General features: G+C 63.7%; 19 protein-coding genes. 9 read left to right on the top strand and 10 right to left on the bottom strand.

What is annotated here, in order from left to right; all coding sequences use genetic code 11:
* The first annotated feature begins 164 nt into the window (after window positions 1–164).
* Window positions 165–1,148, top strand: coding sequence for a flagellar brake protein (locus C5N93_RS06290; RefSeq protein ID WP_242558662.1), 984 nt, complete (start codon window positions 165–167; stop codon window positions 1,146–1,148).
* Between the two features lie 67 nt (window positions 1,149–1,215).
* On the opposite strand, the gene xth is transcribed toward C5N93_RS06290, so the two are convergent.
* Window positions 1,216–1,995: an exodeoxyribonuclease III gene (xth, locus tag C5N93_RS06285; protein WP_242558661.1), complete on the bottom strand. Its 780-nt coding sequence runs from the start codon at window positions 1,993–1,995 to the stop codon at window positions 1,216–1,218.
* A gap of 39 nt (window positions 1,996–2,034) precedes the next feature.
* Window positions 2,035–2,748 carry a riboflavin synthase gene (locus tag C5N93_RS06280; RefSeq protein ID WP_069344331.1) on the bottom strand — a complete coding sequence of 238 codons (714 nt, stop codon included), beginning with the start codon at window positions 2,746–2,748 and terminating at the stop codon, window positions 2,035–2,037.
* A 126-nt stretch (window positions 2,749–2,874) separates the two neighbouring features.
* Here C5N93_RS06280 and C5N93_RS06275 point away from each other — a divergent pair, with 126 nt between their 5' ends.
* Window positions 2,875–3,129 (top strand): hypothetical protein, encoded by a 255-nt coding sequence (locus C5N93_RS06275; protein ID WP_069344330.1) that lies wholly within the window; start codon window positions 2,875–2,877, stop codon window positions 3,127–3,129.
* 90 nt (window positions 3,130–3,219) lie between these two features.
* Window positions 3,220–3,444, top strand: a complete 225-nt coding sequence (locus tag C5N93_RS06270; RefSeq protein ID WP_242558660.1) for a hypothetical protein — start codon at window positions 3,220–3,222, stop codon at window positions 3,442–3,444.
* Window positions 3,445–3,547: 103 nt separating this feature from the next.
* On the opposite strand, the gene C5N93_RS06265 is transcribed toward C5N93_RS06270, so the two are convergent.
* Window positions 3,548–4,630: an ionic transporter y4hA gene (locus tag C5N93_RS06265; protein WP_069344328.1), complete on the bottom strand. Its 1,083-nt coding sequence runs from the start codon at window positions 4,628–4,630 to the stop codon at window positions 3,548–3,550.
* 390 nt (window positions 4,631–5,020) lie between these two features.
* Here C5N93_RS06265 and C5N93_RS06260 point away from each other — a divergent pair, with 390 nt between their 5' ends.
* The 6 genes from C5N93_RS06260 (at window position 5,021) to rlmJ (ending at window position 10,100) form a co-directional block, all read left to right on the top strand.
* Window positions 5,021–5,734: a FadR/GntR family transcriptional regulator gene (locus C5N93_RS06260; RefSeq protein WP_242558659.1), complete on the top strand. Its 714-nt coding sequence runs from the start codon at window positions 5,021–5,023 to the stop codon at window positions 5,732–5,734.
* A gap of 75 nt (window positions 5,735–5,809) precedes the next feature.
* The gene (locus tag C5N93_RS06255) at window positions 5,810–6,565 is read left to right on the top strand and encodes an SDR family oxidoreductase (protein WP_069344326.1); all 756 of its coding nucleotides are present in this window, start codon (window positions 5,810–5,812) and stop codon (window positions 6,563–6,565) included.
* A 19-nt stretch (window positions 6,566–6,584) separates the two neighbouring features.
* The gene (locus tag C5N93_RS06250; protein WP_242558658.1) at window positions 6,585–7,445 is read left to right on the top strand and encodes a fumarylacetoacetate hydrolase family protein; all 861 of its coding nucleotides are present in this window, start codon (window positions 6,585–6,587) and stop codon (window positions 7,443–7,445) included.
* A 156-nt stretch (window positions 7,446–7,601) separates the two neighbouring features.
* Entirely contained in the window at window positions 7,602–8,363 is a 762-nt protein-coding gene (locus tag C5N93_RS06245) for a glucose 1-dehydrogenase (RefSeq protein WP_150723509.1), read from the top strand.
* A gap of 202 nt (window positions 8,364–8,565) precedes the next feature.
* Window positions 8,566–9,228: a DNA-3-methyladenine glycosylase I gene (locus C5N93_RS06240; RefSeq protein WP_242558657.1), complete on the top strand. Its 663-nt coding sequence runs from the start codon at window positions 8,566–8,568 to the stop codon at window positions 9,226–9,228.
* The gene (gene rlmJ / locus C5N93_RS06235) at window positions 9,228–10,100 is read left to right on the top strand and encodes a 23S rRNA (adenine(2030)-N(6))-methyltransferase RlmJ (protein WP_242558656.1); all 873 of its coding nucleotides are present in this window, start codon (window positions 9,228–9,230) and stop codon (window positions 10,098–10,100) included. The genes C5N93_RS06240 and rlmJ overlap by 1 nt, the downstream gene beginning before the upstream one ends.
* Window positions 10,101–10,289: 189 nt before the next feature.
* Here the strand turns inward: rlmJ and C5N93_RS06230 are convergent, their stop codons facing one another.
* The 7 genes from C5N93_RS06230 to C5N93_RS06200 form a co-directional block, all read right to left on the bottom strand.
* Window positions 10,290–11,009 carry a 16S rRNA pseudouridine(516) synthase gene (locus C5N93_RS06230; RefSeq protein ID WP_242558787.1) on the bottom strand — a complete coding sequence of 240 codons (720 nt, stop codon included), beginning with the start codon at window positions 11,007–11,009 and terminating at the stop codon, window positions 10,290–10,292.
* A gap of 68 nt (window positions 11,010–11,077) precedes the next feature.
* On the bottom strand, window positions 11,078–11,794 hold the full coding sequence (locus tag C5N93_RS06225; RefSeq protein ID WP_242558786.1) for an ABC transporter permease: 717 nt from the start codon (window positions 11,792–11,794) through the stop codon (window positions 11,078–11,080).
* Between the two features lie 124 nt (window positions 11,795–11,918).
* Window positions 11,919–13,103, bottom strand: a complete 1,185-nt coding sequence (locus C5N93_RS06220) for an ABC transporter substrate-binding protein (RefSeq protein ID WP_242558655.1) — start codon at window positions 13,101–13,103, stop codon at window positions 11,919–11,921.
* Between the two features lie 35 nt (window positions 13,104–13,138).
* A complete protein-coding gene (locus C5N93_RS06215) occupies window positions 13,139–14,005 on the bottom strand; it encodes an ABC transporter ATP-binding protein (protein ID WP_242558654.1) in 867 nt (288 codons plus the stop codon).
* Entirely contained in the window at window positions 14,002–15,132 is a 1,131-nt protein-coding gene (locus C5N93_RS06210; protein ID WP_242558653.1) for an acyl-CoA dehydrogenase family protein, read from the bottom strand. The genes C5N93_RS06215 and C5N93_RS06210 overlap by 4 nt, the downstream gene beginning before the upstream one ends.
* Window positions 15,129–15,695: a carboxymuconolactone decarboxylase family protein gene (locus C5N93_RS06205; protein ID WP_242558652.1), complete on the bottom strand. Its 567-nt coding sequence runs from the start codon at window positions 15,693–15,695 to the stop codon at window positions 15,129–15,131. The genes C5N93_RS06210 and C5N93_RS06205 overlap by 4 nt, the downstream gene beginning before the upstream one ends.
* A 193-nt stretch (window positions 15,696–15,888) precedes the next feature.
* Window positions 15,889–16,971, bottom strand: coding sequence for an AraC family transcriptional regulator (locus C5N93_RS06200; RefSeq protein ID WP_242558651.1), 1,083 nt, complete (start codon window positions 16,969–16,971; stop codon window positions 15,889–15,891).
* Window positions 16,972–17,272: the final 301 nt, after the last annotated feature.

Below are 17,272 nucleotides of genomic sequence, written 5' to 3'. Positions count from 1 at the left end.
GCGGGGCGCGTGGCATTTCTGTAAGTTGGCGACATTTGTGGGGTTTTGGCCACGGATGCCTGCACGTAGAGGGTTGCCAAAGACGCAGCCCCACGGGCGGGAATGCGGGGAAGGCCAAAGCCTTGTTCCCAGGCTCTCAGGGGTTTCGTACCCTCCCAGGCATCATGCACTCGACTTGTATTGCGTCAGGCTATCCGGGGTTCGTGGCGGTCAATCGTCGCGAGCTTGACGCACACGCTCCTCTTTCCTGGCCTTTGTTCGACGCCGACGGCACACCGTTGCTGGCGGCGGGCGAGCGATTGCCCTCCGAAGCCGATCTCGATTGGCTTTTCACCATGTTTGCGCCGCACCGGCCGCTGCCCGACGGGGCGACGACGGGCGAGGCGGCGGGGCGCACGGAGGCGGCGAATTCGGCGTCTCCGCTCGGCACCGGTGGTTCGACGGTTTACCTGCACGGTCTGCCGGTCCCGCTGCCGATTGGCGTATGGCTTCAGGTGCGGGTCGCGCCGGACGCCGAGACCGCTCGCGTGCGGGCCCGTCTGATCGGGCGGGCGCCCAACGGCATGCTGCTCATCACACCGCCCTCGGCGGGCGAGACACGCTTGCCGGTGACCGCAGGCGACAAGCTGGCGCTCTGGACCTTTCCGGGCGATAACCTGTACGAATTCACTTGCGACGTGCATAGCGTGCACCACGGTCCGTTCGATTACGTGGTGCTGTCGCGTCCTGCGCAGGTGCGCGAGACGCCGGTGCGTCGCACGCCTCGCGTCGACACACGGCTTGTGGCACGGCTCTCGCCGATCGACGAGACGTCGCGGGCCTCGTTCCGGCGCCTGCTGGCCGATCCGCAGGACACGCCGGAGTGGCTGGTGCTGGTACGCGATATCAGTGCCGATGGCGCGGGCATCGTCGCGAAGGCGCCGTTGCCGGAGGGCTGCCATCATGTGGCGTTGCAGTTCCGGGTACCCATCGGTGCGGACATCGTGCCGATTCTCGGCATGGCGGCGGTGCGAAGCGTTGAAGGTCCGCGCGCGGACGGCACGTGGGCCTATGGGCTCGAATTCATGCAGATGGACACTCGCAACAAGGCGGCGATTCGCTGCTTCGTCTACGAGTCCCGGTTGACCGATCCTCGCGCCAGTCATTGACGGATCGTTGGCGGCGACGAAAAAACGGCACCCTCGGGTGCCGTTCCTTATTGGCTACGTCTGCGCGTCAATCCTTGAACGTGGCGACGACAGGCGTGTGATCCGAGGGCTGTTCCCAGGTGCGCGGCACACGATCGATTTCGCAGGCGGTGCAGCGCTCGGCCAATGCGCCCGAGGCGAGAATGTGATCGATGCGCAGGCCCGCGTTGCGTCGGAACGCGCCCATGCGGTAGTCCCACCAGCTGAACGTCTTCTCTGGCTGATCGAACATGCGGAAGGTGTCGCGCAGGCCGAGGCCCTGCAATCGCGCAAACGCCTGACGCTCCTGGGGCGACACCAGATTGCAGCCTACCCATTTGGCCGGGTCGTGCACATCGCGATCTTCCGGGGCGATGTTGTAGTCGCCGAGCACGGCAAGCTGCGAGTGGCGTTGCATCTCATCCGACAGCCAGTGGATGAGGGCGTCGAGCCAGTTCAGCTTGTAGGCGAACTTGTCGGATTCGAGCGACTGGCCGTTCGGAAAATAGCCGCACACGACGCGAACGCCGCCGATGGTCGCGGTAATGAGGCGTTGCTGCTCGTCGGGGAAGTTCGGCAGATTCTTCACGATATCCGTCGCTTCGCCCACTTTCGCGTGATTGACCAGCAGCGCGACACCGTTATACGTCTTCTGACCGGTGAAGTGCGACGTGTAGCCGAGGGCGGCGATCTCCGTGAGCGGAAAGTTCTCGTCGGTCAGCTTCAGTTCCTGAAGGCACAGGACGTCGACCGGATTGCTGCGTAGCCAATCCTGTACGTGCCCGAGACGAACCTTGAGCGAGTTGACGTTCCACGTAGCTAATTGCATGTATGTCCTTGATGAGTGAGCGTCAGGCTCAGGCGATATTTAGGCGTGATCGGTCGGCAATTTCGGCACGCCGACGAAATCGTCGAGCGAAAGCCCCTTTTCCTTGAGCAGGGCTTCGAGCACCGGTTGCAGGCGGCCGAGGCTTTCCTGTACCGCTTCGCGCACGGTGTCGACCACGACCTGCGTGCTGCGCTCGATCTCGATATTCACACGCGAGCCGGCGCCCTTGTCTTCGAACGTCGTCATGCGGCGCGTTTCCGGAATCAGCCAGACCTCGAACCAGCCCTCCTGACGATTCACTTCCGAGACGGTCAGACTCGCGCCGTTGATCGCAATGTAGCCCTTGGCAAAGACGTACTTACGAAAAGCTTCGGGAATGGCGATACGCAATACGCGGTTCGTATCCGAAGTGCGCACGCTGAGAATTTCGGTCGAGAAATCGATATGCCCGGACAGTGGATGGCCGCCGATCTCCGCACCATCCTTGGCCGCGCGCTCCACGTTGACCTCTGCGCCGACGCCGAAGCTGCCGAGAGTCGTCACGTTCAGGCTTTGGAGGATGATGTCGAACGACGCCGCCGTGGGTGAAAGCAGTTGCGTGACCGTCAGGCAGCAGCCGTCGACGGCGACGCTGGCGCCGAGCGTCAGGTCTTCGCAGAAGCCTTCGGGAAAGGCCAACTCCAGGGTGCGCATGCCGTCGCGATCTTCGATGGACGACAGCGTGGCCGTGCCTTGAACAATTCCTGTGAACATCGTGATGTCGGTAATAAAGAGTCTTTGGGGTGCTATGCGGCAGTATTCTACTGCCTGGCGACGGTATGCCGCTCGTCATGCGTCGTGCTACGATGCCGCCTTTTCACGGGATCTCGACAGATCGTTATGGGTTTCGAAGGCTGCCTGCTGGCGGATGACTTTTATTATTGGGCGGAGACGTCGCCCGCGCCGGATGGGCAGTTCCACGGGGTGGTGCACTTCACCGGATGGCGCGATGTGGACGATGTCATCGAGACACTGGACCCGCCGCTGACCCACACGACGCCCGAGGCGTACCGCTGGGCGAGCGATGCGCTCGAAGCCGCGCACGCGCTGGCCAGGACGCTGGCAGCCGAGGGCGACCTCGGAATCGAACCCTGAACGATCGACGCGAATGCCGCTGCAATCAAACCGGCGCGGCATCGAATCCAGGCCGAACACCGGCCGAACGCAAGCTTTACGGACAGCACCATGACTCAGACTAAATTTGAACTTCAAAAGCGTCGCGGCCTGAAGATCGGCGCCGGTGTGCGTCGCGGCCCGCCGACGGGCAAGCAGGTTGGCGCTCAGGGCAAGCGCGGCGCAGGCGGCAGCAAGTTGCTGGGTGCGCTGCTTGGCGCGCCTTCGGACGACACCGAAGCCGTCGATGCCAGTCACGCCGACACGGCCCCCGATCAGGACAAGTCCAAGGCCTGATCGGCTTTCGGCGGTATGACGGTATTGCCGGGCTGACGCGCATGTGGCCCGCCCGGCCGTTCTTGCATCGATATCAGTGCCTTGCTTTCTTTCAGGGCTTCGATCAGGGAACGATGGCCAGGAACAGGAAGGCCGCGAACAGCACCAGGTGGACGGCGCCTTGCAGCACGGTCGTGCGTCCGGTGCCGAGGGTGATCACACCGACGAGCAGCGTGACCGCAAGCAGCACCGTTTCCTTCGGCGCGAGACCCAGCTCGATCTGATGGCCGAGCAGTAACGAGACGGCCGCCACCGTCGGAATCGTCAACCCGATACTGGCCAGTGCCGAGCCGAGCGCCAGATTCAGACTCGTCTGAAGCTTGTTGGCGCGCGCGGCACGCAGCGCTGCCAATCCTTCCGGCAACAGCACCAGCGCAGCAATCACGATACCGACGACCGCCTTCGGCGCTCCCGCCACGGCCACGGCCTGTTCGACGGCCGGCGAAAGCTTCTTCGCCAACCCCACCACGGCCAGCAGCGCCACCACCAGCAGCCCCAGACTCAGCACCGCCGTACGACGCGACGGCGGCGGCACGTGCACTTCCTCACTGGGCGCCTTCGCGAGGAAGTAGTCGCGATGGCTGACCGTCTGCACGAAGACGAACACCATATAAAGCACCAGCGAAATCATGCCCTCGAAGGCCAGTTGCGAGGCCGTGAGACCCGGGCCGACCACCGAACTGGTGTAGTTCGGCAGCACCAGCGTAAGCCCGGCGAGCGCACACAGCACGGCGAGCGCAGCACTCGCGCCCTCCACGTGAAAGCCTTGCGTATGGTGACGAACACCGCCGAACAACAGGCACAGCCCGACGATGCCGGTCGACACGATCATGATGGCGGCGAACACGGTGTCGCGCGCCAGTCCCGCCTTGTCCGGGCCGCCGGAGAGCATGACCGAGACGATCAGCGCGACTTCGATGATGGTCACGGCGACGGCGAGCACCAACGTACCGAACGGCTCGCCGACCTTGTGGGCGACGGTTTCGGCATGGTGCACGGCGGAAAACACGGCGCCGGCGAGCGCGACGGCACAGAGCGTCAGCGAAGCGCTATTCGGCAGGAACCCGGCAACGGCGAGGGCAATGAGGGCCACGATGGGCATGTACATCGTCCAGTGGCCTAGCTTGGCGGTCTTTGAGGAGGACATCGTCGGAGACTCCAGGATTACGGGGAACAGGGTGCAGCCGGGGCACAGCAGATCAGGCAGCGGATCAAGCAACGGCGGGAACATTGCCCCGATGAGAACCTCGGGGCGACGAGTCATGGTCGCAGAAAAGTGACACTCCGACAACCGAAAGGCGTTGACGTGCCGCGAGACGAGTGCCGTGACGTCAGTCCATCGAAAGGCGCATGGACAAACGATCTTGCGCGATCACACGTTTGACTCCGAGTCCGGATTCGTCGAGAAATTCCGTTGAATGCACGGCGAAATGCGAAAGCAGGTTTGGCGAGGATCGGGTAAGCAACATTTGCCGTTGACATCTCATAGGTGACAGGCGTACTGTTTCGTTCATTGGTCTTACCACTGAACAGCAATATGTCTTTCGATCCCATCGTGCAGGTATCCATCTCGGAGCAGGTTGCGCAGCGTTTGCTGACGATGATCCGCACCGGCCTGCTCAAACCCGGTCAGCAACTCCCGCCCGAGCGCGACCTCGCGACTATGCTCGGTGTCGGGCGTCCGGCGGTGCGCGAGGCGATCCGGGGACTGGCGCTACTCGGGTTGCTGCGTATCCGGCAGGGCGAGGGAACGTTCGTCGGCTCGTTGGAAATGCGCGAACTGCTCGAACCGCTGGAGATGATCATCGAGCTGAATGCGGGCACGCTTGAAGCGTTGTTCGATGCGCGTCTGGTCATCGAGCCGGGTGTGGCGGCGCTGGCGGCCACGCACATCGCCGACGAGGACCTCGCGCGTCTGCATGCGCTCGTCGACGACGAGGAGGCGCTGCTGGGCAGTCCCGAAACGTTTTCTGCGGCCGACATGACGTTTCACGAGACGATTATCGACGCCTGCGAGAACCCATTCCTCCAAAGCATCGCCAACAGCCTCTATCTGCTGGGCAAGAAGAGCCGCCGCGTGACGTCGCAGGTCGATGGTGTGCTCGAGCGAAGCTTGCAGGATCACCGTCTCATTCTGGATGCCCTTGCCGCGCGCGATCCCGAGCGCGCCGCGCAAGCCATGCGCCAGCATCTGTGCCGCGTGCGCGACGCCTACGCGGCGTCGGTGGCGGCTGACTCAGGCGCGGACTGAGGCGATACCAGAAGCGCGCATCCCGAAGGCACGACATCTCATCCCTTTTACCCACAGGCTCACGAGGAGACACTCATGACTGGCCGGCTGGCGGGCAAAACCGCCGTCATTACTGCTGCGGCGCAAGGCATCGGACGCGCCTGCGTCGAAGCTTACTTGCGCGAAGGCGCGCGCGTGGTTGCTACGGATCTGAATGCAGACACGCTCGCGCAACTGGACGATCACGCGCATCTGGTGCGGCGTGCGCTCGATGTCACCGATAGTGCTGCCGTGAATGCGCTGGCGAGCGAACTCGGCGCTATCGACGTGCTGTTCAACTGCGCAGGCTTTGTCCATCACGGCTCGATTCTCGAATGCGACGACGCCGCATGGGACTTCTCGTTCGATCTGAACGTGAAGAGCATGTACCGCACGACGCGGGCGTTCCTGCCCGCGATGCTTGCCGCTGGCGGCGGCGCCATCATCAACATGTCGTCGGCGGCGTCCAGCGTGAAGGGCGTGGCCAATCGCTGCGTCTACGGCACGAGCAAGGCGGCGGTGATCGGCCTGACGAAGTCGGTGGCGGCGGATTTCGTCGCACGTGGCATTCGCTGTAACGCCATCTGCCCTGGAACGGTCGAGTCGCCGTCGCTGCGCCAGCGGATCGCCACGCAGGCAGACGCGGCGGGCACGAGTCTGACGGCGGTGCGCGACCAATTCGTGGCGCGTCAGCCGATGGGGCGTGTGGGCACCCCCGAAGAAATTGCGGCACTTGCCGTCTATCTGGGTTCGGACGAATCCTCGTTTACCACCGGCGCCATTCACCTGATCGACGGCGGCTGGTCCAACTGATTTCGCAAGGAGAAAAGCTTTGAAACTGCTGCGTTACGGCCCGAAGGGCCAGGAAAAGCCGGGCCTGCTCGATGCACAGGGCCAGGTGCGTGACCTCTCCGGCGTGCTTGCCGACATCACCCCGGAGACGCTCAGTCCGCAAGGGTTGGCGGCGCTGCGCGCACTCGACGTGACGGCATTGCCGGTGGTGGCCTCGCCGGGACGACTCGGTGTGCCGTTCTCGGGCCTCGGCAAGTTCCTCGCGGTCGGCCTGAACTACAGCGATCACGCTGCCGAATCGGGACTCGCGGTGCCGTCCGAGCCGGTGCTGTTCACCAAGTGGGATAACTGCCTGACCGGCCCGAACGATCCGGTCGTGCTGCCGAAGGATTCCGTCAAAGGCGACTGGGAAGTCGAACTGGGCTTCGTGATCGGTACCACCGCGCGCTACGTCCCGTTGGAGAAGGCGCTGGATTACGTGGCGGGCTACTGCGTGGTGAACGACGTGTCCGAGCGTGAATACCAGATCGAGCGTGGCGGTACGTGGGACAAGGGCAAGGGCTTCGACACCTTCGGTCCTGTCGGCCCGTGGCTCGTGACCACCGACGAGATTCGCGACCCTCAGCAACTCGGGCTGTGGCTCGATCTGAACGGCGTGCGCCGCCAGACCGGCAACACTTCGACGATGATTTTCAGCGTGGCGTATCTCGTGCACTACCTGAGCCAGTTCACTACGCTCAAGCCGGGCGATCTGGTAACGACCGGCACGCCGCCGGGCGTGGGTCTCGGCCAGAAGCCGCCGGTGTTCCTCAAGCCGGGCGACGTCATGCGACTGGGCATCGACGGACTGGGCGAGCAGACGCAGGAAGTTCACGCGTATGACCCGCGCCTGCTCGATTGATCGGGCGTGCCCGATGCTTTTCACATCGATCCGGTAAGTTGACGACAATGGGGCGGTGGCGCGAGTCGCCGCCCCATTGCTTTGGCATGGCACCGGCGTTACAACGTCCGGCGTGCCCTCCGCATTCGTCAACAACCTCATTGGAAGCGACACATCATGGAAGACCTGAAGGGTAAATTCGTTCTGATCACAGGTGCGAGCACCGGTATTGGTGCTGCCGCGGCCAAGGCATTCGCGGCACAGGGCGCAAACGTCGCCGTGCATTACAACCGTTCGGCGGACAAGGCCGAAGCGGTGGCCGACGCGGTGCGCGCGTACGGTGTCAAGGCGATGACGGTCGCCGCCGACGTCCAGGACACGGGAGCCATCGACGCGGCCGTGGCGCATGTGCTCGACGGTTTCGGTCGCATCGACGTGCTGATCAACAACGCCGGCAGCCTCGTTGCGCGCACGCCGTTCACCGAAGTCACCGATGCCTATTTCGACGAAGTGCTCAACGTCAACGCGCGCTCGGTCGTCGCTTTCTCGCGCGCGGTCGTGCCCGCGATGCGCAAGCAGGGCGGCGGGGCGATCGTCAACGTGACGTCGATTGCGGCGCGCCATGGCGGCGGTCCGGGCGCGCTGATCTATGCGGCGTCCAAGGGGTTTGTCAGTACGCTCACACGCGGCATGGCCAAGGAACTGATGGCCGATCGCATTCGTGTGAACGCCGTGTCGCCGGGCGTCATCATGACGCCGTTTCACGAGCAGTTCAGCACGCAGGCGCAGATCGATGCCTTCCGTCAGAGCATTCCGATGGGACGTCTGGGCGAACCGGACGAGTGCTCGGGGGCGTTCCTTTATCTGGCCTCGGAGACGCTGGCGAGCTATGTGACGGGGCAGATCATCGAAGTCAACGGCGGGCAGTTGATGGTCTGACGCAGACGGAGTTGCGTCTCCCCTCCTGGTGCTTATCCCGCTCGATCGTCGGAATATTCCGATCAGGCATTGCCTGAGCGCCCAATATCGAGCGGGAGATGCCGTCGCGGGTTCGCTTCTCCCGCAATTGCTGGCAAACTTGCCCCATTCGTCTATCAACGTTCGCCGCACCCATGTGCGCGCAACCACTATCGAGGGGCAAATGGAACGCTGTCCGTGGAGCGAAGGCTTCGAACAATACCGTCAGTACCACGATCAGGAGTGGGGCGTGCCGTTGCGCGACTCGCGCGAATTATTCGAATTGCTGATGCTCGAAGGCGCGCAGGCCGGGTTGTCATGGTCCACGATCCTCAAGAAGCGCGACACCTACCGCAAGGCTTTCGACAATTTCGATCCGGTGCGTATTGCCAAATATGGTCCCGAGGACGAGGCACGCCTGATGGCCGATGCGGGCATCGTGCGCAACCGGTTGAAGGTCAATGGCGTCATCAAGGGCGCCCGTGCCTATCTGGCTATGGAAGCGTCCGGCACGCGCTTTAGCGATTTCGTCTGGCAATTCGTCGGCGGGGAGCCGTTGCAGAATCGCTGGGCGTCGCTGAGCGAAGTGCCGGCAACGTCGGCCGCCTCGGACGCCATGAGCAAGGCGCTGAAGAAGGCCGGTTTCACCTTTGTGGGCTCCACGATCTGCTATTCGTTCATGCAGGCGTCTGGCATGGTGAACGACCATCTGGTGGCGTGCCCGCGACACAAGGCGGTGAAGGCGTTCGCCGCGGACGAAGCGAAAGCCGGTGCGGTGCTGGCGCGGAAACGCCGTACGGGGGCGTCGTCGGCTACAATTCGGCCTGACGAATCAGGATCTGCCTAATGTTCAGCTACCGCCATGCCTTCCACGCCGGCAACCACGCCGACGTACTCAAACACTTCATCGCCGTCGAATGTATCGATTACATGCGCCAGAAAGACACGGCGTTCTGGTACATCGACACGCATGCGGGGGCGGGCGGCTATTCGCTTGAAGGCAAGTGGGCCGACAAGACGGGGGAGTACGAGACCGGGATCGGCCGTCTGTGGATGCGTGACGATCTGCCGCCCGCGCTTGCCGATTACGTGGCGCTCGTGCGCGAGTTCAATCCGGACGGCAAGCTGAGCTATTACCCTGGCTCGCCGTATTTCGCACTGCAACTGCTCGGCGATCGCGACCGTCTTCGGTTGTTCGAGGCGCACCCGACCGAGCAGGATGTGTTGCGCGAGAATTTCGAAGCGCAGGGGCGGGCGGTCGCGCGTCGCACGATGATCTTCGGTGCCGACGGGTTTGCTGGTCTCAAGACAATTCTGCCGCCGGCGCCGCGCCGTGCCTTCACGCTCATCGATCCGTCCTACGAGGACAAGCGCGACTACACGCGCACCACACAGACGGTGCAGGAAGGTCTCGACCGTTTCCCGACGGGCATGTACGCCGTGTGGTATCCGCTGGTGCAGCGTCGCGAAGCGGCACAGTTGCCGGAGCGCATGAAGCGGCTCACGATCGACGAGAAGCCGATCAAGAACTGGTTGCATGTGGCGCTCACGGTCTGCAATCCGGTCCCGGGCGGCATGGGTTTGCACGGCAGCGGGATGTTCATCGTCAACCCGCCCTATATGTTGCAGGAGACGTTGAAAACGACGATGCCTTACCTCGTCAAAGCGCTGGGTCAGGACAAGGGCGCGAAGTTCCTGCTGGAAGGTAAGCAGAACTGACGCGACTTAGCGCGCCGGGGCTGCACGAGCCAAGGCGCCGTGCGGCAACGGGCCGGTGAGGGCGGAGGAGGAGGCTGCGCGGATTGAGTGGCCGCTGAAACTGCCCGATCCGCCGATGTGTCGATCCGCCGAGTGATGTGTGGCGGCGCACCGAAGCCGAGACTTCGGAACGCCATGCCGCGGTGCGAATTACTTACCGGTGTGCGGAATTTCGTACGGCAGCGACAGCAGTTCATCCGGCGAAAGATAGCGCCATTCGCCGAGTTCCAGATTCCCCATCGGCAATCCGCCGATGGCGGTTCGTACCAGACCTTCCACGCGATTGCCTGCGGCGGCGACCATCCGCTTGACCTGATGGTATTTGCCCTGCGTGATCGTCAACGCGATTTCGTGGGGCGATGGGCTCATGACGTCCGTTGCCGCGAGCGGTTCAGTCTCATCTCTTAGCAGCACGCCATTGCGCAGTGCCTGCAACATCTCTTCCGTCACCGGGTGCTTCGTGGTCGCGACATATCGCTTCGGCACATGACGCCGGGGCGACATCATGGCGTGCAGGAAGGGGCCATCGTCGGAGAGCAGCAGCATGCCGGTCGTGTCCTGATCGAGACGACCGGCCGGTTGCACGCCGCGCACGGCCAACGGTAATGGCAGCAGCGAATGCACACCCTCGTGATGCGTCGGACTCGTAGAGCACTCAAAGCCTTCCGGCTTGTTCAGCAGGAGGTAGACGTGCTCTCGGTAGTCCCACGTTTCGCCGTCGAGCGTGAATTGCAGGCCCGTCGGGTCGATCGATTCGCGGGGATTGTCGTGCATGACGCCGTCGATGGCGAAAGCACCGGATTGAATGAGCTTGCGGCACATCTTGCGACTGCCGAAGCCCTGAGATTGCAGTAAACGTTCGAGCTCGATGATGCGTTCTCCGTCAGGCATCGGGATTCAGGCCGCTATTGTAGCGGCCTGGCGCGGCCTGGCGCGATTTACGCCTCCTGCGCGGCCCCGCTGAACCGGCGGTAGATGAATCGCGCCGCCCAGTCGAGAGCGAAGCCCAGCACACCGATCACGAGAATGACAGCGGTCAGTTCCGAATAGGCGAGACGGTCGCGAGTGTCGAGAATCAGATAACCCAGACCGGCGTTCACGCCCAGCATTTCCGCCGGCACCAGCACGATCCAGAGAATGCCGATGGCCAATCGCACGCCCGTGAGGACATGCGCGGCAATGCCCGGGACGTAGACATGCCAGAGCATTTCCCAGCGTGTCGCGGCAAGACTTTCTCCGAGTTGTACCCAACGGCGATCGATGTGCGTGACACCCGCCGCCGTGCTCATCACGAGCGGCCACAGGGCGGCGAACGCCAGCAGAAAGTACACCGCAGGATCACCGACGCCGAGCGACATCACGGCAATCGGCATCCATGACAGCGGGGACACCATGCGCAGGAATTGCAGCGACGGGGTGAGGGCCTTGTCGAGCCAGCGGACCCGCCCGATCAGAAAGCCAAGCGGCACGCCCAGCACGATGGCCCACGCAAGACCGACGGCGATGCGGCGCAGACTCGCAAGGATGTGAAGCCCGAGTTGCTCATCGCGAATGAGGTCGGGCAGGGCGTTGAGTGCTGCCGCCGGCGAGAATTGCGACGCGAGCGAGCCGGACGTCGTGAACAACGCAATACCCAGCCACCAGATCGCCACGATGCCGGCGAGCCCCGCCAGCCCGAGCCACGCGCGTCGCGCGGGACGTGTGCTCGACGCCCCTGCCGTCTGCGCCGCAGCGTTGCGGCTTTCGCTCACCGGAGGCCGCACGCGGCCGGACGCAAGATCAGACAACGATAATCTCCTGACGCGTGAAGCCTTCCGGCAAGCCGAAGGCCTTCATGCCGCCCACGGCCGCGATGCTCTTCTTGACGAAGCGATCGTCGACGAGATCGCGTGCCACGAACGCCGGATCGAGCTTGGCCAAAAACGACGCGTTGCCTTCGACCTGCGTCTTTTGCATGTTGCGAACCAGCGCTTCGGTGTAGCTCGGATACGGATACGGCTGGAAGTCGATGCGCTTTTCGTGCCAGTCGGCATGGATGATCGCCTTGTCTGCCAGATAGCGGCCTTGCTCGGATGCTGCCGGTGCCAGCACACGTTGCAGTACCTGGAACGGATGCGGCGTGTAGCGGTTTTCGCCTTCTTTCGACAGCAGACGCGCGGCGTCTTCGGGATGCGCGCGCGTCCAGGCCTGCGCCTTGACGATGGCGTCGACGACCTTCTGCGACCATTCCGGGCGCGCGGTCAGGTCTCGTTCATGCATGGTCACGACACAGCAGGCATGGTTTTTCCAGATGTCGCCAGTGAAACGCAGCACCTTGCCCACTTTCAGATTTTCCGCTGCCGCATTGAAAGGCTCGGCCACGATGTACCCGGCAATCTGCTTTGCGGCAAGTGCCGGCGGCATGTCCGACGGTGCCATCACGATCAGGTTGACTTCGTTGGCTGCGGGCGCGCCGTTCTTCTTGAGCACCGGCGTCAGGCCATTGGCGGCGAGCAGGTTCTGCAATACGACGTTGTGGATCGAGTACCAGAACGGCACGGCGACGGTCTTGCCGCCGAGGTCGCTGACCTTGTTGATGTCGTTCGTTACGGTGATCGCGCTGCCGTTGACGTGGTTCCACGCCACGACCTTGGCTTGCGCCTGACTGCCGTAGCGTGCCCAGACCGTCATGGGGGAGAGCAAATGAACGACGTTGACCTGGCCTGACAGGAACGCTTCGATCAACTGCGCCCAACTGCGCAGCAACGTCGGCTTCTCCGCCTTGATGCCAGCCTGTTCGAAATAGCCGTTGTTATGTGCCACGAGCAGTGGCGTCGCGTCCGTGATCGGCAGATAACCGATGCGCAACGGGGCATCCGGCTCAGCGGCGGCACGCGCGGCGGCCGATGCCAGCAGTGGGGCTGCGCCTGCAACCGTCATCATCGAAGCGAGTTTGAGCCATTCGCGGCGGGAAATTTGGCACATGGTCTGAGAATCCCCGTGGGTGTCGTCGTAGAGACTTATCGTGTTGGGTGAGGCGTTGTCGCGTCGCGGGACATCGCGAGTTGCAACGCTTGCAGTATTTCGATACGCAGGGCTCCGAGCGCTTCCACCTGCGCTTCGCGCGGCGACGGCACGTCGATTTGCCACTGTGCGAGCGTGCGTCCCTGATTGCCAAGCAACACGATGCGATCGGAGACGAGCAGCGCCTCGTCGATATCGTGCGTCACAAGGACGGTGGCGGCCCCGGTATCGCGTACGACCGTCACCAGCAGACGTTGCATGTCGGCACGCGTGACTTCGTCCAGTGCGCCGAAGGGTTCGTCGAGCAGCAGCGCACGTGGCTGACGGGCCAGGCAGCGCGCAAGCGCTACGCGCTGCGCCATGCCACCCGACAACTGACGAGGGTTGAGGTGATGTGCGTGCGCGAGGCCGACTTCGGCCAGTGCTGCGTCGATGCGGGTGCGTCGCACGTCGCGTGCGAGTTTCGGCTGCCGCGCGAACGTCAGTCCGAAAGCGACGTTGCGCTCCACCGAGAGCCACGGCAGCAGGCAAGGGTCCTGAAAAGCGAGTGCGACGTCGGGGCGCGGACCGGTGAGCGGCGTATCGTCCACTGTGACCGAGCCGTCGCTAGGCGTGAGCAGTCCGGCAGCAATGCGCAGGAGCGTCGATTTACCCGAGCCGCTGGGGCCGAGCACGGAGACGAGTTCGCCTGGTGCGACCGAGAGATCGACGCCCCGCAGAATCGCGCGCTCGCCATACGACAAGCCGATATTGCGCAGGGTCAGAAAGGGCGCGGCCAATGACGAAGCGCGCGAGGCATCCTCGCGCGCGGTGGCGATGAACGTGTCGGTATGCGCGCGTTGCGTCGCCGTGGGTTGGGTCATGAAACCGTTCCGAGTTTGATGTGTTGCGCCCGTTGTGCCGCTAGCTGGTTCTTCAACTGCACGAGGCTCGGTGTGACGATCGGCACGAAGGCCGCCTCGCGTTGACGCCGCGCCAGACCCGAGAGTCCGCGCAGATAACCGCGTCCGCCGCCAGTCTGCACTTCCAGCGTGGCGGCGTCGTGAACCAGCTCCGCGAGCGCAATGCGCAGCTTGAACAGACTCGCCGGGGTGTCGACGAAGTCGCCCTGCGTCACACCCGTCTTCAGGCGTGTGGTGAGTGTATCAAGTTGGTCGGTCAACGCGGCAACGTCGTCGGCCACGGCCGCGCGCGCGCCCGGTCCGCCTTCGTGGGTGGCGGCCAGACTGCGACGCGCTAACCCCAGCGACATGCCGCATTGCAGCCCGAGGAACGCCGGGCGCACACGCACAAGCCAGGCGGGCGCGTCGTCCGTGATGCGGTCGTCGTCAGTGAGGAGCGTATCGGCCATTTGCAGCGCGGCAGTGTTCGTGCCGCGCAGTCCGATCAGATCGAGATCATCGCTGCGCGTCACGCCCGGAGCATCGTGGGCAATGGCGAAAATCGAGGGCGGGCCGCCGGCTTCGTGATCGACGGCCGCCGCCGCGACGAAACCCTGCTTGCGCAAATTGGTGATCCACGGCAGGCCGCCGTTGATTCGCCACGCGGGCGCACCATTGCTGCGCGGCGTGTCCGTCGCGCGAATTTGCAGCGGTTCGATCGCGGACAGAAACTTCATGGCGTTCGACAGGCCGGTCGCCCCCGCGAGTTCTCCGCAGAGCAGGGCGGGCAGCAGGCGATCGCGCAACGCGCGATTCGGGCTTTGCAGCAAATATTCGACGAAGGTGCGCTGCCCCCAGAGCACGAACGCTGCAGCGAACGAATGCCCGGCGACCTCGGCCACGTTGTCGATCGCATCGCCGATCGTGCCGCCGGTCCCGCCCAGCTCGACGGGCACGCCAATGCGCAGCAGGCCCGCGCCGGCCAGTTGCGGTACCACGTCGGCACTCAGCGTGGCGTCGGTGTCGAGCGTCTCGGCGTTGGCGTCGAGCCAGTCCGCGAGCGCCGGGGCGCGTGCGGCCAGTCCGTGCAGGCTGGGTTGGGCGTTCATGCGGCTCGCACCTTCGGCTCCCAGCGGTAAGCCGCCAGTTGCGGGTTCAATTCGTTTTGCGAAAGGTTGTTCGCGAAGTTGCAGAGCGTTGCGAGCGATACGCCGAGCACCACTTCGAGTGCGGCAGCATCGTCGAACCCAGCCGATTTGAATGCGGCGAATTCGGCGTCCGAGACCGCGCCACGCGTGGCGATCACCGCGCGTGTGAAGACCGCAACGGCATTCAGACGGGTATCGGACAACGTGTCCTGATCGCGGATCTCGTTGACGAGGGCTTCGGGCAGTTGCGCTTTCTTGAGGGCGACGGCAGTGTGGCCAGCGACGCAGAAGCCGCAGCCGTGAATGCCAGCTGCCGTGATTTGCACCACTTCGCGCTCGGCGAGCGTCAGGCTGGCGCGGCCGTTGATGGCGCCGACCGTCAGATAGGTTTCGAGTGCGGTAGGCGCATTGGCCAGCGATGCCACCAGATTCGGCAGGAAACCGTTCGCGGCAAGCGACTTCTCCAGAAACGGACGGCTCGCCTCGGGGGCGGTTTCAAGGGTGTGCAATGGCAGTCGGCTCATATCGGGCTCCTTACAGTCGAGCCCCCATTGTGCGCAAGCCCGGCCAGATGCTCAATGCGCGCCCGTCTGGAAATTCTGCGGATTTGTCTCATCGAGGGGCGGAAAGGTCCGATGTCTTCCGCACAACGTGCCGATGCCATCCTGCCGACGTAATGTAGGCAGGATGTCGGTAAGGCGGCGTGGGCAGGTGCGGTCAGTGCAGCGGATATGTCGCGGAGGCGGTAGCCGTGGGCTGGGAGGCTTCGGTGCTCGCGTGGGCTATCTGACGACGCCACGCGCCCGGCTGCACGCCAGTCACGCGTTTGAAGGCTTGCGCGAAGGCCGATTCCGACTGGTAGCCGACTTGCTCGGCGGTATCGGGCAGTGAGACGCCCGCGCGCAGCAGCGCTGCGGCCGTCTTCATTCGCACCAATGTGACGAACTGCGCCGGCGGTTGCCCGCCGATTTCCGCGAACTGCTTGCAGAAACGAGCGCGCGACATGTGCACGAAATCTGCCATGCTGTCCGTTGTCCAGCGCCGTGCAGGTGATTCGATGATCGCCGCGGCGAGGCGGCCGAACGCGTCGCGGCGCATCAAACGCCACATCCCCGGCGCCACGTCTTCCGCATGGACGGCTTCACGTAACGCATAGTAGAAGAGCAGGTCGGTCAGTCGTGCCAGTAGCGGCGATGGCGTATCCCCGGGGCGTCGCGCTTCGGCCTGGATCAGCGTGAAGATTTGCGTCATGCCTTCCAGTCGGCCGCTGTCGCGCCGAGCAACGATCGGATTCGGCAGCATGCCCAGCACCAGCGCATCCAGATCGGTGCGGAATTCGAAGAATCCGCATGCCAGGGCGACGGATGAGGTCTCGGATGACGGTTTGCGCGGCTCTGCGGTGAGCGGCGTCATTTGGCCGAGTCGGGTCGTCAGGTCGGTCGGCGGTGTTGCCGACGGTGTGAGTGCGTGCGGTACGTCCGAGAGCAGAAAGACTGCATCGCCCGCGCTCAGCGAGACGGTGCACGCGGGATTGCCGGAATCTGCGCCGATGTGCAGGTAGCAACGGCCATCCAGCACGACATGGAAACTTGCGCGTTGATGTCCCGCCGTTGATGCCTGATAGGTGCCGCAGTACTCGCCGACATGGAATAGGGTGCTCTTCAACTCAAGCCCCGCAAGCAACCAGTCAGCCACGCGATCAGGATGTTCGACGTCGGTTGGCGCGTGGGCGAGCGTTGCCGATGCGGTATCTTCCGCAAGCCCGATCGCCCCCTCGATGCTCCGCTTCTCTTGCATCATCGCCTACTCCAAGCCCTCGGTACTTGCGTACCTTCCCGAACAAAACATCCATCCTCCCCACCGACATTCGCCAGGGCAACTATTTTTTCGTTGGATGCTTATTACGGGAAGGGGATTGAGGGGGGCGGGGTGGGTTTTAAAACCCGCGATATGGCTGGGGATCGGTGGTCCCACTTATGCCCGTACGGCGCCTGCGGCACCGAGAGGACTCGGTCACGTTCCGCGACCCCGGCATCGCTTGCAAGCGATGCCTTTCGAGTCCCCACGCAATGTGCACTGGCACATTGCTTTCTGGGCAGAT

It is taken from the genome of Pandoraea sp. LA3 (genome assembly GCF_022696215.1).
Classification (GTDB): Bacteria; Pseudomonadota; Gammaproteobacteria; order Burkholderiales; family Burkholderiaceae; genus Pandoraea; species Pandoraea capi.
The sequence above is the reverse complement of the archived record's forward strand: the minus strand, read 5'-3'. Positions and strand labels throughout refer to the sequence as shown.